Annotated in this window: 5 protein-coding genes; 2 read left to right on the top strand and 3 right to left on the bottom strand. The window is 70.1% G+C overall.

Features of this window, described 5'->3' with window-relative positions; translation table 11 throughout:
• The first annotated feature begins 21 nt into the window (after positions 1-21).
• Positions 22-16068 (top strand): leukotoxin LktA family filamentous adhesin, encoded by a 16047-nt coding sequence (locus LQF09_RS06935; protein ID WP_270069541.1) that lies wholly within the window; start codon positions 22-24, stop codon positions 16066-16068.
• 41 nt (positions 16069-16109) lie between these two features.
• Positions 16110-17765, top strand: coding sequence for a ShlB/FhaC/HecB family hemolysin secretion/activation protein (locus tag LQF09_RS06930; protein ID WP_270069540.1), 1656 nt, complete (start codon positions 16110-16112; stop codon positions 17763-17765).
• Positions 17766-17774: 9 nt separating this feature from the next.
• Here LQF09_RS06930 and LQF09_RS06925 read toward each other — a convergent pair whose 3' ends face one another.
• Genes LQF09_RS06925 through fae form a run of 3 tightly spaced genes read right to left on the bottom strand, consistent with a single transcriptional unit; the run spans position 17775 to position 21025 of the window.
• The gene (locus LQF09_RS06925; RefSeq protein WP_232433181.1) at positions 17775-18521 is read right to left on the bottom strand and encodes an HAD family hydrolase; all 747 of its coding nucleotides are present in this window, start codon (positions 18519-18521) and stop codon (positions 17775-17777) included.
• Positions 18514-20481, bottom strand: coding sequence for an aminodeoxychorismate synthase component I (gene pabB, locus LQF09_RS06920; RefSeq protein WP_270069539.1), 1968 nt, complete (start codon positions 20479-20481; stop codon positions 18514-18516). Before pabB ends, LQF09_RS06925 begins: the two co-directional genes overlap by 8 nt.
• Positions 20482-20491: 10 nt before the next feature.
• Complete coding sequence (fae, locus tag LQF09_RS06915) at positions 20492-21025, bottom strand: formaldehyde-activating enzyme (RefSeq protein ID WP_002923488.1); 534 nt, start codon at positions 21023-21025, stop codon at positions 20492-20494.
• Between the last annotated feature and the right edge of the window lie 43 nt (positions 21026-21068).

Raw genomic sequence — 21068 nt, 5'->3', positions numbered from 1 at the left:
GGGGCTGAGGGAGTCACGACGATGCGCAACGGACAGCAGCACATGGGTGCCGCGGATTTGCCGCGCCCGAAGGAAATTGTCTTCCACGTCACCTGCGCACTCATCGTCGCCCATGGGCTATCGCCCTGCATGGCCTGGGCGCAGGCCATCGTCCCCGACGGCCGCACCCTCACCACCGTAACGCCCGACGCGGGCGCCGCAGTGGTCAACATCCACACCGGCACGGTGCTCGGCAACGGCAACGCACTCAACTCCTTCAGCCGGTTCAACGTTGGCGAAGGCCAGGTCGCCAACCTGCACGTGCCCGACACTGCGGCCGCGCTCATCAACCTCGTCCGCGACCAGACGACAACGATCGGCGGCATGCTCAACGCAATCAAGGACGGCAAGATCGGCGGCAAGGTCTACTTCGCCAACCCGCACGGCTTCATCGTCAGCAACACCGGCGTGGTCAATGTGGGCAGCCTGCACGTATCCACGCCCAGCCAGCAGTTCGTGGATGAGTTCTTCAGCGCCACAGGCGGCGCAGAGGCAAGCTCGGCCCAGCTCGTGGCCGGCACCGCGCCGCGCAACCGCGACGCACAGGTGCGCATCGACGGCACGATCAACGCCATCGAGCAGGTCGCCGTGAGCGCGGGCTCGGTGGTCGTGGGCGGCAAGGTGTTCACCGGCGCCCGCTTCAGCGGCACCGACCCCGACTTCAAGGACGTCGTCAATGTTCACGGCCTCGACGCTGCCAGCACCGTGGCCGTCCACGACGGTCGCATCCTGATCCTCGGCGACGACGACATCAGCGTCACCGGCACCCTGTCGACACGCCGGGTCGCCGACGGCAGCGACGCCACCCTGCGCAGCGGCGCCTCGGTGGGTGCGTCGAGCGACATCAGCCTGGAGGCCCGCTCGGTCACGCTCGGCAGCGGCGCCCGCGTGCTTGCCGCAGGCGGCGCCGGCCATGCCGGCGGCGACGTCAACGTGCAGGCCGCCGCCAGCGGCGGGCTGCTCGACGTGGTAAGCGAAACCCGGGCCCGGGTCGGCATCCAGGGTGCCACCGTCACCGGCCGCAACATCACGGCCACGGCGAAGGCCGAGCATGACAGCAGCCTCTCCCCCGTCGTCACCAAGACGGTCGCGGCCGAAGCCGAGCTCAACGACGCCACGCTCGAGGCGAGCGGCATGCTGGCCGTGCGCGCAGAAGCCGTCGCCACGGTGGCGACACCGGACTTCGTTCCCCTCGCGGTGGTCGACGTCGATGTTGCCGCCACCGTGAAGGTGGCCGGCAACAGCCGGCTCAGCGGCACCGCCGGCACCGAGCTGTCCGCCCGTGTCGACGCCGAACTGAGCGCACGGCCGGGCCTGCCCGACTTCGGCGAACTGCCGGGCGACGCAGGCGTCGCCGTGGTGACGAGCAACACCACCGCCACGGTCGATGTACTGGGCGACAGCGAGGTGGGCAGTGCGCTGGGCCGCAGCGATCTCAGCGCCACCAACAACACCCGGGTGGATGCCGCTGTCGACGCCTCCGCCAGCGGCGACACGGCGGTGGGCGGCGCCGTCGCGGTCACCGTCGTGCGCAGCACCACCCGCGCCCGTGCAGCCGACAATGCCAGGCTGTCCGGGAAAACCGGCGTCGGCGTGCGTGCGGCCTCAACCACCCTCGTCACCACCTCGGCCAAGGCCGCGGCAGGCGGCGCCACCGAGAAGGGCGCGGAAGAGAGCAAGACCGAGGAGACGCTGGAAACCTACAAGGACGATGCCGCCACCGCCGATGGCGGCGTCACCGTGGCTGCAGCGGTCGCGGTGAGCGACCTCGAGAGCCACACGCTGGCCGCCGTCGACGCCAGCCGTCCGCTGCAGAGCGACGGCGCACTGACGGTGGCGGGCACGGCGCTGACCCAGGCCGAGGTCGAGGCCGACGGCAGCAGCGCCGGTGGCAGTGTCGGCGTCGGTGTCGGCGTGGCGCTGAACCTCGCCCGCGTCTCCAACGAGGCGCGCGTCGCCCAGCAGGTGGAGGCCGCCGGGATCGAGGCCAGTGCGCGCACGCCGGCAGGCGACGACACCAACCTCTTCACCTCGACGGCCACCTCGGGCGCAGGTGCGAGCGACGTCGGCGTTGCCGGCGCATTGGCCATCAACGTCATCGACAACCTCACCAACGCAACGATCTCCGCGGCGGGCGACGTAGACGCGAAGAACGGCAACGTCGCCATTGACGCCGAAAACCGCAGCACCTCGAACGCCAGCGCCACCCCGGCCGAGGATGCCACCGCGAGCGGTGACACGGTGGGGGTCGGCGCTTCGGTCGCGGTCAACGTCGTCAGCAACGAAAGTCGCGCCCAGCTTGCAGACGGCGCCCGCCTGCGCAATGCCGCCGCCCTCGACGTCAAGGCTGAGGGTGACTACTCGGCCCGTACCGAGGCCGAGGCCGGCGCCGAGGGCGGCATTGCCGCCACCCCGGTCGCTGCGGTCACAGTCGCCGACAACAAGACGCTGGCCGGCATCGGCAGCGGCGAAGCGGTGCATACGAGTGGCGCGGTGAGCGTCGAGGCGCGCCACGCCAGCACCACCGAAACCGTCGCCAAGGGCTCGGCGACCGGCGAGAAGGCGGCGATCGGCATCGGTGTTGCCGTCAACGTGGTCGCGGAGACGGTCAGCGCCAGTGTCGGGCGCGACCTGCACGCGGGCAGCACGATCCGCGTCGCTGCCGAGAGCCGGCATTCGAGCTCGGCCGACGCCACCGCCAGCGCCAAGGGCGGCAAGGAAGAGAAGAAGGACGGCGGCGACGACGACACGCCCGAGGACGGCGTTGACCAGGAGATCGGCCGCCAGGCGGGCTTCGCGCAGGACAAGCAGAAGGACGGCAGCGACAGCAAGACCCAGGCGCCCGACTCGGCCGAGACCAGCGAAGGCAAGATCTCGGTGGCCGCCGCAGTGGCCGTCAATTCAGCGCGGGTCAGCACCTCCGCCACGATCGCTGACGGGGTCGATGTGAGCGCGGCCGGGGCCCTGGAAGTCGAAGCATCCGGCAACACCGACGCCAGCGCGAGCGCCGACGGCAGCGCCGCCGGCAGCACCACGACGGTGGGCATCGGCGCTGCGGTCGCGATCAACAGCGTCACCAGCCACACCGCGGCCTGGATCGGCAACGCCCAGGTCCGCGCAGAGGGCATCGCGGTACGCGCGCTGATGACCGCGGTCGACAGCGACACCGTGAACAGCTTCTCGAGTTCGGCCAAGGCCGGCGCCGGTGCCGGCAAGGTCGGCATTGCCGGCGCCCTCGCCCTCAACCTCATCGACACCCGCAGCACGGCCGAGATCCATGGCGGCGCCGAGCTCGACGCCGACGGCCACGACATCGAGCTGCGCGCCGAGAGCGCGTCCGAGACCAGCGCCACGGCGCTCCCCGACGAGCCCGCCTCGGGCGGCAAGCTCGGCGTCGGCGCCTCGGTCGCACTCAACCTGTTCCGCGAAGACCTGGTGCGCGCACGGGTGCGCAACGGCGCCCAGCTGATCGACCTCGACAAGCTGCAGGTCGTCGCCGACGCGCGCAGCGACAGCAAGGCCGAAGCCGAAGCAGGCGCCGAAGGCAGCGTGGCGCTGGACGCAGTCGTGGCGCTGTCCGACCTCAAGCTCAAGACCGAGGCCATCGTCGAAGCCGGCGCGCAGATCACCGCAACCGGGCCGGTCGAGATCCGCGCCAGCTCGGCAGGCGAGCACGAGGCCACCGCCACCGGTGACGTCAAATCCGACAAGGTCGGCGTCGGCGCCTCGGGCGCGATCATCCTCAGCACCACGCACACGCTCGCCAGCCTGGCGCGCGATCTCGTCACCACAACCAGCGGCGACGACGGCAAGGTGGACATCACCGCCACCAGCACACGCAGCTACGAGGCCATCGCCAAGGCCAGCGCCGCCGGTGGCAAGGCGGAAGACGAGACCACCGCGACCGAGCGCGACAAGGCCGCCACCACCAGCACGCTAAAGGACAACGAAAGCGCCCAGCAAGGCACCGAAACCACAGGCAGCGGCAGCAAGGTCGCCATCGCGGCTGCGGCCGGCGTGCTCGTGCTCGACGACGACGCGCGCGCGACCGTTGCCGCCGGTCGCCGTCTCGAGCTTGGCGGCGACCTCACACTGAGCGCGACCAGCAGCAGCGACTTCAGCGCCCGCGGGCTGGGCAACACGCTCGACGTGACCAAGCTCCAGGACAGCGCCAAGGTCGGCATCGGGGTGGGCGTCGGGCTGGCCATCGCCCGCAACGACACCCAGGCCACGATCGGCGCCGGCAGCCAGATCGTGCGCGCCGGCAACATCGCGGTCAGCGCAACGTCGGCACAGAACACCTCGCCCGGCTTCGCCTACAAGCTCGCCGCCGAGGGCGTGGCAGGCGCAGGCGCGGAGAAGGTCGGCATCGCCGGCGCGCTCGCGGTCGCCAACTCGGAATCGACCACCGAGGCATCGATCGGTGACGAGGTCCGCATCGGCGACATCGACGGCGGCACGCGAGTCGGCAACCTGCGGGTGAGTGCAGACAACACCAGCAAGCTGGCCGCCAAGGCCTGGAGCGCCGCGCTCGCCGGCAAGGTCGGCGTCGGCGCCTCGATCGCGGTCCTGGTGTCGGACAACACCTACCGCGCCTGGATCGGCCGCGAGGCCGAGGTTGCCGCGATGAGCCTGGAGGTGGCAGGACGCAATCACGCCATCACCGGCCCTGCCGCCTTCGACTGGTCGCTCGAGGGCCTCAAGGACCGCTTCACCGACGCCAACCTGCAGTTGCTGCTCGGGCAGAACAACTACTACACCGAAACCATCGCGGGCGCAGGCAGCAACCAGGTCGCCGTCACCGGCGCCTTCTCGGTCAACGTGTTCGAGGACACGACCGAGGCCGGCATCGACGCCGACGCACGCGTATCGACCACTGGCGCGGTCGACCTGATCGCCAGCAACGCCTCGACCGCGAAAGCCTTCGCCGGCGGCATCTCCGCCGCAGGCAAGGTGGGCGTCGGCGTGGCCAGCGCAGACATCGCCAACGAAGGCGTGACGCGCGCCGCACTGGGCGCCGCTGCGCGCATCGAGCAATCGTCGTCGATCGCCATCGACGCCTCCAGCACCATGGACCTCGCGGTCATCGCCGCCAGCGCGGGCGCTGCCGGCACCGCGGGGGTGAGCGGCGTACTCAGCCTGATCCTCTCCGACAACACGGTCGAGGCCACCGCGGGCAACGGCAGCTGGCTGCGCAGCAACGGCGACATCCGGATCGAGGCCGCCAACACTTTCGACGCACTCGGCGTGGCCGGGGTTGCCGGCATCGGCGGCACAGCCGGCGTGGGCGTATCTGCAGGCACCTTCCTCATCGACAATGTCACGCAGGCCTGGGCCGGACAGGACGCCAACCTCGCCGCTGCCGGTCTCATCACGGTGGCCGCAGGCGCCACTCAGGACGTGACTTCGGTGGTGGTCGGCGGCGCCGGCGGCGGCACGGCGGGTGTCGCCGGCTCGGCTGCAGTCAATGTGTACAACCCGGTGACGCAGGCCTGGATCGGCAAGGATGCGCGCATCAACGCAGGCCTGGACGGCGCTGCCCTGGGCACGCGCGCGCTTACGGTCGGCGCGAGCGCACACACCGAACTGCTGTCCATCGTCGGCACCGTCGGCATTGGTGGCACGGCAGGCGTCGGCGGTGCCGCCGACGTCGTGGTCATCGACAAGGAAACCGCAGCCTGGCTGGGTGAAGGCGTGATCGCACGTACCGGCGCCGCGCTCGACATCACCGCCGTCAGCACGGAGAAGATCCGCTCCATCGGCGTCGGCGTCAGCGCCGGCGGTACCGCCGGGGTGCAGGGCTCAGCCTCGGTGTTGGTGCTCGATGTCGCCACCCTGGCCTCGGCCGGAGCCGGCAGCGCGTTGCACTCCGAAGGCAACCTCGTCATCGCCGCCGAATCGGACAGCGACCTCGACCTGCTCGCCGGCGCCATCGGTGCAGCCGGCACCGCCGCAGTCGGTGCCGGGGCGGCGGTGGCCGTGGTGGACAAGACCACCCATGCCTGGATCGACGACGGCGCATCGGCCACCGCGCTCGGCAAGGCAGCCGCCACGCAGGTGGCGAGCGGCAACTTCGGTGTCTCATACGCCGCCACCAGCGCCGGCGCGGGCGAAGTCGCCGCGCCCGGGATCACACCCAGCAACGGCAAGGACAGCCTGGCGGGCGGCAGTGCTGCGCTCGGCAGCACCCGCAGCAGCGCCTCGCAGCTACGCGACCACCGCGGCCTGGCGGTCACCGCGGTCAACCGAGACGACATCAAGGGCTTCGCCGTCACTGGCGCCGCAGCAGGCACCGGGGCGGTGACGCTGTCGGGCGAGGTCTCGGTGCACAGTACCGACACCCGCGCCTCCATCGGCAGCATCGACGTCGCCGCGGGCACGCCCCGCAGCGGCGTCAGCATCAATGCGGACAACAGCGGCGCCGACAGCGCGCAATCGGTGCTGGTCGCCGCCGGCAACGACAGCTTCCACCTTGGCATTGCCGGCGCCCTGGCCGCCTCGGGCACGGTGGGTGTGGGGGTGGGTGCCGACGTGGCGGTGATGAAGCACGCCACCCACGCCACCATCACCGACCACAGTACCGTCAAGGCCGCGCGCGACGTCGAGGTCGCAGCCAACTCGGTGCAGGAGGTCGTCTCGGTGAGCGCCAGCCTGGGCGCATCGGGCACCGTCGGCGTTGCCGGCAGCGTGTCGGTGCTGAGCTTCGACAACCAGACCTGGGCCTCGATCGGCGATGATGCCGTCGTGGATGCTGGCGGCAACGTCGTGGTCAAGGCCGATGACGACACCGCGACCACCCTGGTCGCCGGCACCGTCGCGCTCGGCATCGGTGGCGGCGGCATCGGCGCCGGCGTCGGCATCACCCTGATCGACAAGGACACACGCGCCTGGATCGGCAACCGCGCTGTCGTCGATGGCCGCGGCCAGGGCAGCACAGCCCTCACCGCCTACTCGGGCGACGGGGTCGATCTCACCACCGCGATGCGCGGCGTACAGGTCCAGGCGCGCTCGCACGAGAACCTGTTCACCGTCTCCGCGGCAGGTGCAGGCGGGCTGTATTTGGGCTTCGCCGGCGCCGCCTCGGTGGCGACGGTCGATTCGGACACCCTGGCCTACATCGGCAACGGCGCACAGATCAACACCCAGGCTGGCGCAGCGCACGACGACCAGGACGTCAACGTCAGCGCGCGCAACGATCTGCGCCTCTTCAACGTGTCGGGCGCCCTCGGCGTCGGTGCGGTGGGGATCGCCGGCGCCGTGGATGTCGGCATCATCCGCAACGACACCACGGCCTTCATCGGCGACGATGCCACGGTCAAGGCCCGCCGCGACATCGACGTCAACGCGCTCGCAAAGACCGACATCGACACCTACGTGGTGAGCGCCGCCGGCGGGCTCGGCGCGCTCGCCGGGGCAGTCGGCGTGTATTCGGTGGGCAGCGGGCTGGACGAGGACGCCCAGCGCCGCCTGCAGACCGACGATGGCAACGCCGGCAGCTACGTCGACGGCCAGGCCACCAACGGCAGCATCAGCAGCGTGCTCAACGGCTACAGCGACAGCCGCATCCGCAACGCATCGACGCGGGTCGCCACCGAACGCGCCGACACGGCGGCCAGCGCAAGCTTCACCGCCACCGAGACCCGGCTGCTGCCCGCGGGCACCGCAGCCTTCGTCGGCAAGCGCAGCACGCTGGAGGCCGGCCGCAATATCGATGTCGATGCGCGCCAGCATGTGCGCTTCGACATGCTCAACGGCGGTCTGGCAATAGGCGCCATCGGCCTGGGCGCAGGGGTTGGCGTGACCAGCTTCCGCAGCCACACCACGGCCTTCGTCGACACCGGCACCACGCTCAATGCAGGGGATGCCGGCACGGTGTCGGTATCCGCCGCGCTCGACGAGGATCTGGATTCGCTCGCCTTTGCCGGCACCGGCGGCATCCTGGCAGTGGACGCTGCCGTCGCCGTGCTCAAGTCCGGTGCGCATGTCGAGGCCCGCTTCGAGCAAGGCGTGATCGTGGAGCAGGCTGGCAGCGTGCGCGTCGATGCCGACGATACGCGCAAGCTGAGCGCCGAGACCGCAGGTGCAAGCGTCGGCCTGATCGCGGCCGGCGCCTCGGTGACCACCGCCGAGATCACCGGCCGCACGCAAGCCAAGGTCGGCAACGAGGCCCGCGTCGGCCAGACCGCGGGGCGCAGCGTCGGCCGCCTGGAAGCCACTGCGGACGCCCACCACGAGGTGTCCGCCGAGGCCCTCGCGGCCAAGGGTGGGCTTGGACTGGCGGCGAGCGGCACGGTCGCCACCGCCACCATCGAGACGGCAGTGGGCGCCAGCACCGGCACCGACGCCCGCATCAAGGTGAGTGACGATGTGCTCATCGACGCGGACGCTGCCACCGCGGCCCATGCCAGCGCAACCGGGATCAACGTCAGCCTCGGTGGCGCCGTCGGCGCCTCGATCGCACGCGCACGCGTGTCGCCGCAGGTCGATGCCACGGTGGGTAGCGGCAGCCGCATCGAGTCCGCCAGCCTCAGCCTGATGGCGCGCCAGCGCCTGCCCGGCGGCATCGCGCGCTCGGCCTATTCCAGCGCCTCGGGTGCGGCGGGCGGCCTGCTGGTCGGCGCCAACGCCTCGCAGTCCTTCGCCAGCAACACCGGCCAGGTGCGCGCTGGCGTGGGCGACGACAGCCTGCTCACGGTGACCGGCATCGCCACCGTGCGGACGGACAACACCAGCGCCCAGCTGGCGCACGTCTCCGGTGTCTCGGTCGGCTTCGTCGCCATAGGGGCGAACAAGGCCACGGCCAGTTCCAGCACGCTCAGCCAGGCCACGCTCGGCGACCGCGTCGGCGTAAGCGCCGGCACGCTGCAGGTCCTGGCCAACGGCAACAGCACCAACCATGCCCACGGCGTGGCTGGCGCGGGCGGCCTGGTGTCGGTGCCCTTCTCCGCGTCCTACACTTCGACCGTCGGCACCACCATCGCCCGTATCGGCAGCCGCTACAGCGCCAGCCATCCGGCCGATGCACGCATGCTCGAAGTCGGTACGCTCAGGATCGACGCGACCCAGGCGCTGTCCTTCGACAGCTGGATGCGCAACCTCAACGCCTCGCTGATCGGCGTCAGCGGCGCCAACGCGGAGAACTTCGCCTTCGGCAGGACGCTCGCCGAAATCGGCGACAACGCCAGGGTCAAGGGCGACCGTGTCGAACTCAATGCGGCAACCACGCTCACCAAGGGCGCCCCTGCCGGCCTGTTGGCCGGGTCGGGCATCTCGCGCCCGGCCTGGAACGTCGAATCGAGCTCGGGCGGCCTGGCCGACTTCCCCGCAGCCGGTAGCCAGACGCGCCTGCTCGCCGACACCCGCGCCAGGGTAGGCGCCAGCGCGAACATCACGCCGCGCGATCCGGCGGCCCTGGTCGCGGGCGTCGCCATCGACGCCGCGAACCACATCAATGCTTCGGATCGGGTCACGATGACCTCGGGCGGTGCGGTCTCCGCGGCCAGCGGGGAATCCGAGATCATCACCGTGTGCCCGGCCGGGCGCATCGTGTGCGCCACGGGCCAGACCCCCCTGGCCGCAGTCGAGGTGGCCAACGGCGCCCACATCGAGAGCGCCTGGAACATCGCCCTCGGCAGCCGTACCGTGGCCAGCCTGTCCAGCCAGTCCGCGGTGGACGTCTATGGCCTCGTCGGCGTCGCGCCCGAAGGCAGCAGCGTGTCGAGCTACATCGGCAACAACCGCGTCACCATCGGCGACGCCACCCTGAAGTCGGGCAACGACATCAAGCTGTCCGCAGGCGCTGCCACCAACGGCGCGGGGAGCAGCGCATCGGCCAGGGCACGCACCGACGTCTATAACAACACGGCGATCCCGGTCAATCGCGACCCCGTCGCCGACGCCTTCGTCAACGCCGGCAGCCACCTCTCGGTCGCCGCTGGCGCCGAGATCCTGTCGGTACGCCACACTGCGCTGCATGCCGACCGCGGCTCGAACACCGCCTCGGGCGTGGGCATCGGCAAGGACATCTACCGCGAGACCCTGGCGGCGATCGCGAGCTGGTTCAGCAACCTCTTCGGCGGCGACGACGTCAGCTTCGAGACCCGCACCGGGCGCTCGGTGGTCAACCAGGACAGCAGCGTGCATGTCGACGGCCGCGTGGAGGTCGGCATCAATCGCGAACAGTGGCTGACCATTGCGCTCGACGGCAGCGAAACCCATACCGACGGGATCTCGGTGCTCGACCGCGACTTCATCGGCCTGGCAACCGACATCCTCGACCGCATCGCGATGCTCGAGGAGCTCATCCGCCAGTACTCGGTGGGCAACCCCAGCTCGGACGCGGCAATCGCCGCCGAAGCCTACCGCTCCGAAGTCCGCTTCCTCGAACGCAAGCTCGACGAGATGGGCTTCCCACGCGACCCCAGCCAGCCGGGTTTCAGCAGCGTGCCGCCGGAAAGCCCGCTCGCAGTCGCCCAGCAATCGCTCAGCGCGATGCAGGGCACACGCACCGAGCTGAACGCCCAGGTCGATCGACGCAGCGCCCTGAACACTGAGCTCGCGGCGATTCCGGCCGAGATCACCGCTCTCGAGGCTCAGATCACCAGCCTGAACACCGAGATCACCGGATTCAGGGCCGACCTGGTTGGCCTGGACCCCGACGACACCGACGACGCAGCCGAGATTACCCGGCTGAACGGCCTGATCACCGACCGCGAAGGCCAGATCGCCGTTCGCGAAGGGCTGATCACGACCAAGGAGACGCGGCGCGACGTCGACATCCCCGCGGAACTGGGCAGCATCGTCGCAGCCTACCCCAACCTGGATGCCAGGTTGACCGACCTCAACGCGCAGATCACGGATCTCGACCGCGACATCACCGCCGGGGCGTTCAGCAACGTACCCCTGGCTGGCCCGATCGCGCGCGTACTCAAGATCAGCGACAGCGTGGCCAAGCTCGGCAACATCGACGTGCGCGGCAACCGCCTGACCGGAACCGGCGTGCTCGACGCCCCGGGCGACGCCAGCATCACCATCACCAACTACGGGCCGAATGTCCTCATCCTCGGCAACATGACGATCGCACCGAATGAAGGCGGCAAGTTGTTCTTCAATGGCGTCGAGGTCAACGCCAACGCCGACATCGCTCGCATCAACCGCGGCGCGGGCACGGCCGCCTTCTCGTCGATCACGACCGCGGAGACGAGCGGCGCCGGCGAGCCGGTGATCCTGGTGAAGAGCCTGTTCTCGCCGCTCGACATCAGCGAAGCCGAGAAGGAGGCGATGCGCGACGACGGCATCCGCCCGCTCGCACCCGACATCATCCTGCGCGGCGACATCAGCAACCTGCGCGGCCTGGTCAAGATCGACAGCGCCGCCGGCAGCATCCGCCTCGAACAGAAGCGCAAGCCGGACGGCAGCCTGGTCACACCGGTCGAAACCGCGACCATCCGCGCCGACCGTGTCGAGGTCAAGACACGCAACGGCGACTTCGTGCAGAGCTACACCGACGGCGCCTGGCACGCCGCGGGCGAACCGCTGAAGGTCATCCCGGGCGTCCCAACCGACCCCTTCCCGGCCAACGTAGACAGCATCGAACGCCCAGCGACGGAGCCGGTGGGCGGCATCATCGCCAATGGCAGCGTGCTGATCGCGGCGCGCTACCTCAACATCAACGGCACCATCCAGAGCGGCATCGCCGAATGGGGCGTACGCATCCCCGAAGGCGCCACCGTGAGCCTGCCCGGCGGCGGCACCGGCAGCTTCGCCGACGCGCGCGACGACTACGCCTTGCAGGTTCTCGAGGGCCGGACCAGCACCGGCAGCGAGTACTACACGGTCAGCGGCGCCACGGTCGCCGGGCTCGGCAGCGCCGAGTGGGACGCCTGGGAGTCGATCACGGTGCGCTACAACGCGCTGCACGACAGGCTCGAGCTGTCGGGTGTGCAGGTGCAGGGCGGCTACATCGAGCTCTTCGGCCAGATCTTCAGCACCAGCCAGTCGGGCGGCGGCCGCCTGCGCGTGCTCGACGGCTACGGCCGCATCAAGATCGACAACGAGACCGGCAAGACCCTGCTGGTCAACACACTCGATGCCGGCCTCGGGGTGAAGGGGCGCATCAACATCACCGACATCCGCGGCATCGACCCGGCGACCGGGGCACCGATCCTGAGCGAGCCGGTTTCGCGCACCCGCGCGGACGGCGAGGCGCGCACCGGCACCCAGTGGTACGACCCGGTCAGCGGCCTGCGCTACGTGGTCACCACCGGCTACGACGAGGTACGCATCGACGAGTACCGTTACTCGCAGACCGGCTGGTTCGGCACCGCGATCCTCAGTTCGGTGGCGCTCGACGGCTATCGCCTGCGCTCGATCGAGCGCACCAAGGACCCGCTGCTCACCGACGCCTTCCTCGTCGTCGATCCGGCGGCCGACTACCACTACCTCCCCGGCGGCCCGCGCACGCAGGAAGAGACGGTCAGCAGCGTGCTCACGCCGGGCCGTAGCTGGCGCGAGTGCAACTGGTGGTCGCTGTGCATCTCGGCGCGCTACTACCAGGAGTTCAGCGTCACCACCGGCAAGAAGTACACCACCACCGACAGCGTGCGCGGCGACTACCGCATCGGCATCGAGTACATCGGCTTCGACGAGGGACGCGTCGACATCAGTTCGGTCGGCGACGTCGTGTTCAACGGCAGCGTCAACAACCGCGGTGGCAACACCATGGTCAGCAGCGCCGGCAGCCTGACCCAGAACGGGCCGTCCGCGGTATTGGGCGGACACAGTATCGACCTGTCGGCGGGCACCGGGATCGGCCGCCTGCACGCGGACGGCACACCCGACCAGGCCCTGCGCATCCGCCAGTCCGAGGGCGGCGTCGTCAATGCCGGCACCACGAGCGGGTCGATCTACCTCGAGCAGACGATCGGCGACCTCAGGGTCGGCACCATCGGCTCGGCAGCGACCGACAAGGTGGTCCTCGAGTCTGCGGGCGACATCGTCGGCCGCGACGCGAGCGCCCTCGTGCAGGCCCGCCGCATCGACCTCAGCAGCGCCAACGGCAGCATCGGCCGTCTCGACGCACTGGGCGGCGATCCGCTGCGCATCCGCAGCGGCTACACGACGAGCGAGGACGCCGCCGTGCTCGCCCGCCACGGCCTCTCGGCACAGGCGCGCGGCGACATCAACATCGCCAACCTGGCCGATCCGCTGGCCGCGCACATCTACACCGGCGACCTGCTGGTGGTGGGCGTGGAATCGCTCGGCGGTGACGTACGCATCACCACCACCGGCAGCGTGATCGACAACAACCCCTTCGCCACGGTCGACACCCGCACGGAGGACGAGCTCGCTGCGCTGTGGGACGAAATGCGCCTGCGCCAGCAGCCGAACGACCCCATCACCGGCGCTGCGCGCGGCTCCGACGCCAAGGCGCAGGAAGCGGTCGAAGCCTACGCCAACGGACGCAGCAACAACTACCGGCTGTACTGGCAGTTCCGCGTCCGCCAGGCCGATGGCGGAGCCAGCTACGACCCGACGTTCGAATACGCGCTGACCGCCACCGAGGAGCAGGCCTTGCGCGACACCGGCATGGACGCGGCCGACATCGCCGCCTTCGCCGACAAGCGCACCCAGCAATACCGCGCCCTGCACGAGGAGGTGGGCAGCTACACCAGCACCTTCGACGAGGACTTCGACTACCGCAGCCGCCTCAGCGCGGAGGAGATCACCGCGATCACCCGCGGCTCTGAATGGACCGACGCACAATTGCTGCTATCGGTCGGCGCCGGGCTGCTCAAGGAGATCACCGACACTGTCACCACCATCAAGGCACCCAATGTCGTCGGCCGCACGGTCACCCTGGTCGCCGGCGACGACATCGGCCGCTACGGCCCGGACCAGGTCATCGACACCATCGCGGGCATCGACACCCTGACCAAGGCGCAAAAGGCAGCACTCGCCGCAGTGGAACGCGGTGACGCGATCGTGGACGACGAGGACAACCCGCGCTTCGTCACCATCCGCCAGCCGCAACCGCTCAACGTCGCCAACCGCGACCCGGACGATCCCGCCACGCTCCACGCCACCGCCGCCGGCAAGGTCTTCATCGGCTCCGAGGGCAGCCTGCGCATCGGCCAGGTCAGCGCCGGCGACGAGGTCCGCATCAAGGTCGCCGGCGCATTGCATGGCATCGACTCCGGCGCCAGCGCAGTCCACATCAACAGTGGCGGACGCATCATTCTCGAGGCGGCCAGCGGAGGCATCGGCGGCACCCTCGACGGCGACAAGCTGTTCCTGACGCCGCTCGGCATCCAGCTCAGCGACGGTGCCGGACTGATCGCACGCGCCGGCTCCGACATCTGGCTGGCGGCATCGTCCGGCCTGTTCGTCGACACCGTGTTCTCGATCGGCGACGTGCGCCTGGACGCTTCAGGCTCGATCCTGGACTTCCAGCTCACCGAAAACCCGCTCGACCCCGATCTCAACATCCTGGCCCGCAACGTCAGTCTCAACGCCAGCGGCGGCGAGATCGGCAGCGCGGACAACCCGCTCGACGTCGCGCTCTCCGACGAAGATGGCCGCATCTCTGCAAGCACGGAGGGCTTCGGCAACGGCGTCCATCTCAACGGCACGCTCGGCAAGTTCTTCAACATCGGCGCCGTGCGCTCGGGCGACGCGGTCGCGCTGTCCTCGGCCACCTTCATGTTCATCGACGGCCGCGTCAGCGGCCCGGGCCCGATCAGCCTCGTCGCCGGCGCGCAGATGGTGCTGACCCCGTTCGCCGACGTGCATGCGACGACGCTGGGCGTGTTCCTGAAGGCACGCGACCTGCTCATGCAGGACGCTGGCGACGGCATCCACGCAGCGCAGATGCGCGTCGATGTCGGCACGATCGACCTGCGCACCGATGGCGACGCCGTCATCACCGGCATCTTCACCGGCAACCCCACCGAGAGCGCGATCCTGATCACCGCCGGCGGCAGCGTGTATGACGGCGGCGACACCCGTCTGGACATCATCGCCAACACCGCCCCCGGGGCGACGCTCACCATCCGTGCGGGTGGCCAGATCGGCGGCAACCCGCTCGACATCGACGTACTCAACTTCAACGCCAGTGCGGGCGGGCTCATCCACATCGACTCGCCGGGCTCCCTGATCATGGGCGACGTACACGCCGAGCGCGAAATCGACATCCGCGCCGCCGGCTCGATCAGCGCCCAGTCGGTCACGAGCCTGAGCGAAGACGTGAAGCTCGCTGCCGATGACGGCGACCTGCGCGTGGGCGCCATCAGCGGACGCGACGTCGAGCTCAGCGCCATGAATGGAGACGCCGATATCGGTTCGATCGACGCCCGCAGCCTCGATGTCGACGTCCCTTCAGGCAGTGTCGGCATCGGCGAACTGCGGGCGACGGAGGTCTCGATCGGCGCACGCGACAGCATCGATGTCGATCGCCTCGAAGTCGGTCGCGACCTGCGTCTGAGTGCAGACCGTATCGTCGCCCAGGTCTTCGCCAGCGGTAGCGCCCCCATCTTCGGCGCGATCGGCGGCTACGGCGGCGGGATGGCCTCGGCCATGGACCTGACGCTGAGCGGGCTGGGCGGCTTCCACTTCGACCGCATCGCCGCCCTCACGGGCAGGATCGACATACCGGTCGGCACGCTGCAGGTGGATCAGTTCCAGGTCGGCGACCGCGTCGTCGTCACCAATCCGCAGACCCGCCTGCTGATCGACCAGCACGACTTCCGCCTGCAGGGCTACGATGCGCAGCTCTACTCCGGCGGCCCGGCCTTCGCCCTCAAGCTTGACCGCAACCTGATCGCCACCGACAGCTTCGTGATCGACCGCCGTGCCTCGCACGAGGTGCTCGGCCCCGACGGTCCGCAGCTGAGCGTGGTCGAATACACCGAGCGCGTACTGGCCGAGTTCCATCTCGCGCCGCCCGCTGCAGGGGCACCGCGCGAGGATGAGGAAGAAAGCCTGGTCAGCGTCGACGCCAACGCGGTCGCGACTGACACGGAGACGCAATGAAGCTGCACCGACAAATGCCATCCTGTGGAGAACTCGCAGCCATGAAACCCGTGCTGATCCTGGCAGCAACGCTCTGGGTGTCGCCTGCCCTGGCGCAGATCCTGCCGCCTCAAGCGGACCCCGGCGCCCTGCAGCAGCGCCGCATCGACGAGGACGAGCGCAGGCGGCAGCTCGAGCAACTCCAGCGCCAGGAGGTCACCGACCCGGTGCGCGAGACCTTACCGCCCGAAGCCCCGCGCCCGGCTGCACCCCCGGTGCGCTTCGCCGTCGGTGAGATCCGCTTCACGCCCTCGGAGATCCTCACCGAGGCCGAACTGGCTGAACTGGCGGCCCCCTATGTCGGCCGCGAGATCGCTTTCGCCGACCTGCTCGAACTGGTCGACCGCATCAACGCGCACTACCGCGAACGCAGGATCGTCACCGCACGCGCCGTCATCCCGCCGCAGGACGTCTCCGACGGTGTGGTCGACATCCGCCTGGTCGAGGGTCGCGTCGGCGACATCGGCGTGGACGGCAACAGCAGCACCGATGCAGCCTTCATCACCCGCCGCATCGGCCTAACCCCGGGCGCGCTCGTCGACCTGCCCGTGCTGGAGCAGGACCTGCGCCGCTTCAACCGTACCCAGGACGCGCAGCTGCGCGCGGAGCTGGCCGCCGGCACGCGCTTCGGCACCTCGGACCTGCGCATCCTGGTCGAGGAGCCCCCGCGCCACCTGCTGCGCCTGACCCTCGACAATGGCGGCAGCGAAGGCTCGGGCCTGTGGCGCTCCGGTGTGCAATACACCAACCGCAGCCTGCTCGGTTTTCGCGATGAGCTCAGCCTGGGCTTCGTCCGGGCCAGCGGGCAGGAAAGCTACTCGCTCGGCTACGCCTTCCCGGTCAACGCCAGCGGCGGCAGGCTGAGCGTGGCGGCCTACAGCGACGAGGTCGAGATCAAGAAGGGGCCGCTGCGCGAACTCGACATCACCGGCCGCTCCGCCGGCTTCGTCGCCGCCTTGCGCCAGCCTGTTCATCTCGGCGAGCGCTCGCGCACCGACCTCGTCATCGGCACCAAGCACCGCGAGACCAAGAACTGGATCAGCGACGTCTTCCTGCAGAAGACGCGCACCCGCGACGGCAGCGTGGGGATCGAGCACCAGGCCGCCGACGACCACGGCTACTGGATCGCGACCTACCACCTGAGCGCCGGGCGCGCGCGCGGCTTCGAGCGCGAGCACTACACGCTCGGCCGCGCCTTCCTGCGCCGCATCCAGGCCATCACGCCCAACTGGTCCTTGCAGGGCAGCCTGAACTACCAGCACAGCAGCGACGGGCCGCTGCCTTCGGGCGAGCAGTTGCAGCTCGGCGGCGAATACAGCGTGCGCGGCTACAAGTCCGGCGCCTGGTCGGGCGACCGCGGCTTCATCGCCAACCTGGAGCTACATCACCCGCTCATCGCGCTCGCCGCCGAGGGCAATCGCCCTGCCCTGCGCGCCACCGGCTTCTTCTTTGCCGACCACGGCCGGGTGACGCCCTACCGGGCGCCCAGCTCCAGCGAGCCGCGCCACCGCCACCTCGGCAGCGCCGGCTGGGGCGTGCGCGCCGCACTTGGCGAGCGCGTCGACGCCCGCCTCACCTATGCGCGCGCCTTCAACCGCGTGCCTGGAGAGGATGGTCGCCACGAGCTGCACTTCATGCTCGTGGCGCAGTTCTTCTGAACCTGCGGCTCAGGCTGGCGCGTCGATGATGCGCCAGCCGCGCAGTTCGGCGTGGGCGCGCAGACGGGCATCGGGGCGGACCGCCACCGCCTCGTCCGCCCACTCCAGCAAGGGCAGGTCGCTGGCCGAGTCCGAATAGAAAATGCTGCGCCGCGGACGCGATACGCCCCCCTGCGCCGCACTGCCGCGCAACCAGTCTTCCACGCGCGCGACCTTGCCTGCGCCATGGCACAGCGCGCCGACGTAGGCCCCGCAGAAGCGACCGTCCTCGCATGCCGGCACACTCGCCAGCAGGTTGGGGATACCGAAGGCGCGGGCGTAGGGACGCGCCACGATCTCATTGGTCGTGGTGACGATGCAGCACAGCGCGCCGGCCTCGAGGTGCTGCGCCACCAGGTCGCGCGCCGCCGCCGGCAGTTCGGCGCGCACCGCCGCCTCGAAGCGTGCCTGCAGGCCGGGAATCGCATCCGCGTCCACGGCCAGCAGCGTGCGCGCGGCGAAGGCATGCAGTGTCTCGATGTCGATCCGGCCGGCGACGTAGCTTCGGCACACGTTCAGGTAGGCCTCGTCGCTGCCGCCCGGCAGCACGCCCTCCGCCACCATGAAGCGCGCCCAGCGCAAGCCGCTGTCCGACGGGATGAGGGTGAAGTCGAGATCGAACAGAGCGAGGTCGAACGCGCTGCGACCGGGCGCTCCGCGGTCGGCGGCCTCGTGGTCATGCTCCCCGCGTGCGCGCTGCGCGCGCCCTTCAGCCACGGTCCGCACGCGCGTGGTACTTGGCGCCATCCGCTGCCGCGGTCGTCTGCCGGGCTCGCCAGCGCTCGGCCTCGCCCGCCGCCAGGCACGCATCGAGCGTGCCGCGCAGCGCATTGGTGAGCACGATGCGCTCGGCACGCAGCAGGTCCTCCACGCGCAGCGGCTGTTCGCGCGCGGCCCACTCGGGGTCGTCGAGCACGGCGGCGCGCATGGTGCCCGGCAGCACGCCGCGCCCGGCGGGCGGGGTGAGCCATTCGCCATCGATGCGCAGGAAGACGTTGCTGCGTCCGCCCTCGGTCAAGCAGCCGTCGGCGTCGAAGAACAGCGTATCGAAGGCGCCACGGGCCTGCGCGGCGCGGATGCCCGCGTCGTAGCGCGCGCGCAGCGTCGTCTTGTGGGCGAGCAGGCCATGTACGTCCCCGATGGGTGCGGCTGCGATCAACACCTCGACCGGCCCAGGCGGCAGCGCCTCGAGCGGTGCCACCACGATCTCGAAGCGGCCGTCCTTGTGCAGTGCCAGCCGTATTCGGCTGGGCTGGCCGGGCGCAAGCCCCGCCACCTGCTGGCGCAGCGCAGCCACGATCGCCGCCCGCGGGCAGGCAAAGCCGAGCGCCGCCGCACTCGCAGCCAGGCGGGCAAGGTGGCGCTCGACATTGCGGATGCCATCCTCGCGCGTCGCGTACAGGGTCTCGAACAGGCCGACGCCCGGGTCCAGCCCGGTCAGGAAGCGCGCCTTGAGCGCGCACTCCTCGAACTCCTCCTCCGCCTGGCTATCGATGACGATGCCCGCGCCTACGCCCATGCGGCCGTCCCAGCCGGCGCCCTGGGCCGCGTCGGCGCGCCGCTGCAGCGTCAGCGTGCGAATCGCCACCGACAGGCAGAAATCGCCACAGGCCTGGTGCGGACGCGTCGGCGCGTCGATCCAGCCGATGCTGCCGGTGTACAGCCCGCGCGCGGTGTCCTCCAGCTCGGCGATGATCTGCATGGTGCGGTGCTTGGGCGCGCCGGTGATCGAACCGCAGGGGAAGAGCGCGCGCAGCAGCGCGGGGAAGCCGGTGTCGTCGGGGAGCTCGGCCTCGATGGTGGAGGTCATCTGGAACACGGTCGGGTAGGCCTCGACCGAAAACAGCGCCGGCACACGCACGCTGCCCGTGCGCGCGATGCGGCCGAGATCATTGCGCAGCAGATCGACGATCATCAGGTTCTCGGCGCGGTTCTTGGTGTCACCGGCGAGCATGCGGGCAATCTCGCTGTCGCCCTCGGCCTCGCGCGCACGCGGCGCGGTGCCCTTCATCGGCCGCGCCGACAGGCACCCGCCCCGGTTGCGCAGGAAGAGTTCGGGCGAGCACGACAGCACGTAGTCGGGCCCGGCCGTGCCCGGCGGCAGCGCGATGAAGGCGCCAAAGGCCACGGCCTGGCGGGCGCGCAGCCGGCGGTAAAGGCTCACCGGCGCACCGAAGGTGCGGAAGTCCAGCCTGTAGGTGTAATTGACCTGGTAGGTCTCGCCCTCGCCGATGGCAGCGTGGATGCGCGCGATCGCAGCGCAGAAGGCGTCGTGGTCGACCGAGGGACGGATATCGAGCACGCCCGCGGGCGCCGGCGCGCGGCCATCGTTGCCATGGCTGGCTCCGGTCTCGTCCTGCTCGCGCGCAAGCAGCCAGGCATCGACGGCGTCGACGCCGAGCAGCTGCAGCTCGGCGAACATCAGCACGCGCAGGCTGCCGCCGTCGGCGGGCGCGAGCCGTTCGTGGCCGGCCTGCAGCAGGCGCGCGCCCCACTCGTAGTCGGCCAGCACCACGGCATGCAGGCCGGCACGCAGGTCGCGGTCGGCCGCCGCCCACACCGCGTCCAGCGTGGCGGGGTCGTCGCAGCGGTGCTCGCGCACGAAGCCGGTGTACAGCCGGCTGGTGGGCGCGGTGGCGGTGGCGTGGCAGTCGTCGAGCAGGGCAAAGCAGGTCATGGCGGGCGCCTCAGCTCCAGTCGTCCATGTCGTGCTTGATGGTGTGGCGGTTGGCGATCAGCTCGTCGAGGCTCGGCTGCTCGTCGAGCGCACGCCGGATCGCCAGCTTGGTCGCCTCGTAGTTGGTGCGGTACATGTCCTTCTTGTCCAGGTTCGGGTCCTTGGCGCAGCGCGGGTCGATCCACACCAGGCTGATGATGCACAGCTCGTCGGCCACAGCGCGCGGGATGATGCCCTCGATCACGCAGTCGAGCACCGCATCGGCGGTGGCCGACTGCACCACGCCGCCGAAGAGCTCGATGTTGGCCGAGTCCTTGAGCGTGACCTTGGGCACCGTGATGGTAACCGGACGCACCATCTGGTTACAGGCGCGGATCGCGAACATGGCGGTGTGGCCCTTGCTCTGCGCCATCATGTTGGCGAAGGCCTGGCCGACCGGGCCATCGGTACGCCCGATCAGGATCTCGGGCATGGCGTCGGTGAACTGGCCTTCGGCAGCGAGCACCGTGGCTTCGCCGGCATGGAATACGTAGCGCTTGCTCATGGGGTCTCCGTACGGGGTTGTTGGGGACAATCGAAATACGGTG

This window comes from Thauera sp. WB-2 (assembly GCF_027594845.1).
Lineage (GTDB): Bacteria > Pseudomonadota > Gammaproteobacteria > Burkholderiales > Rhodocyclaceae > Thauera > Thauera mechernichensis.
Note: the sequence above shows the minus strand (reverse complement) of the source record. Positions and strands in the feature narration are given on the sequence as shown.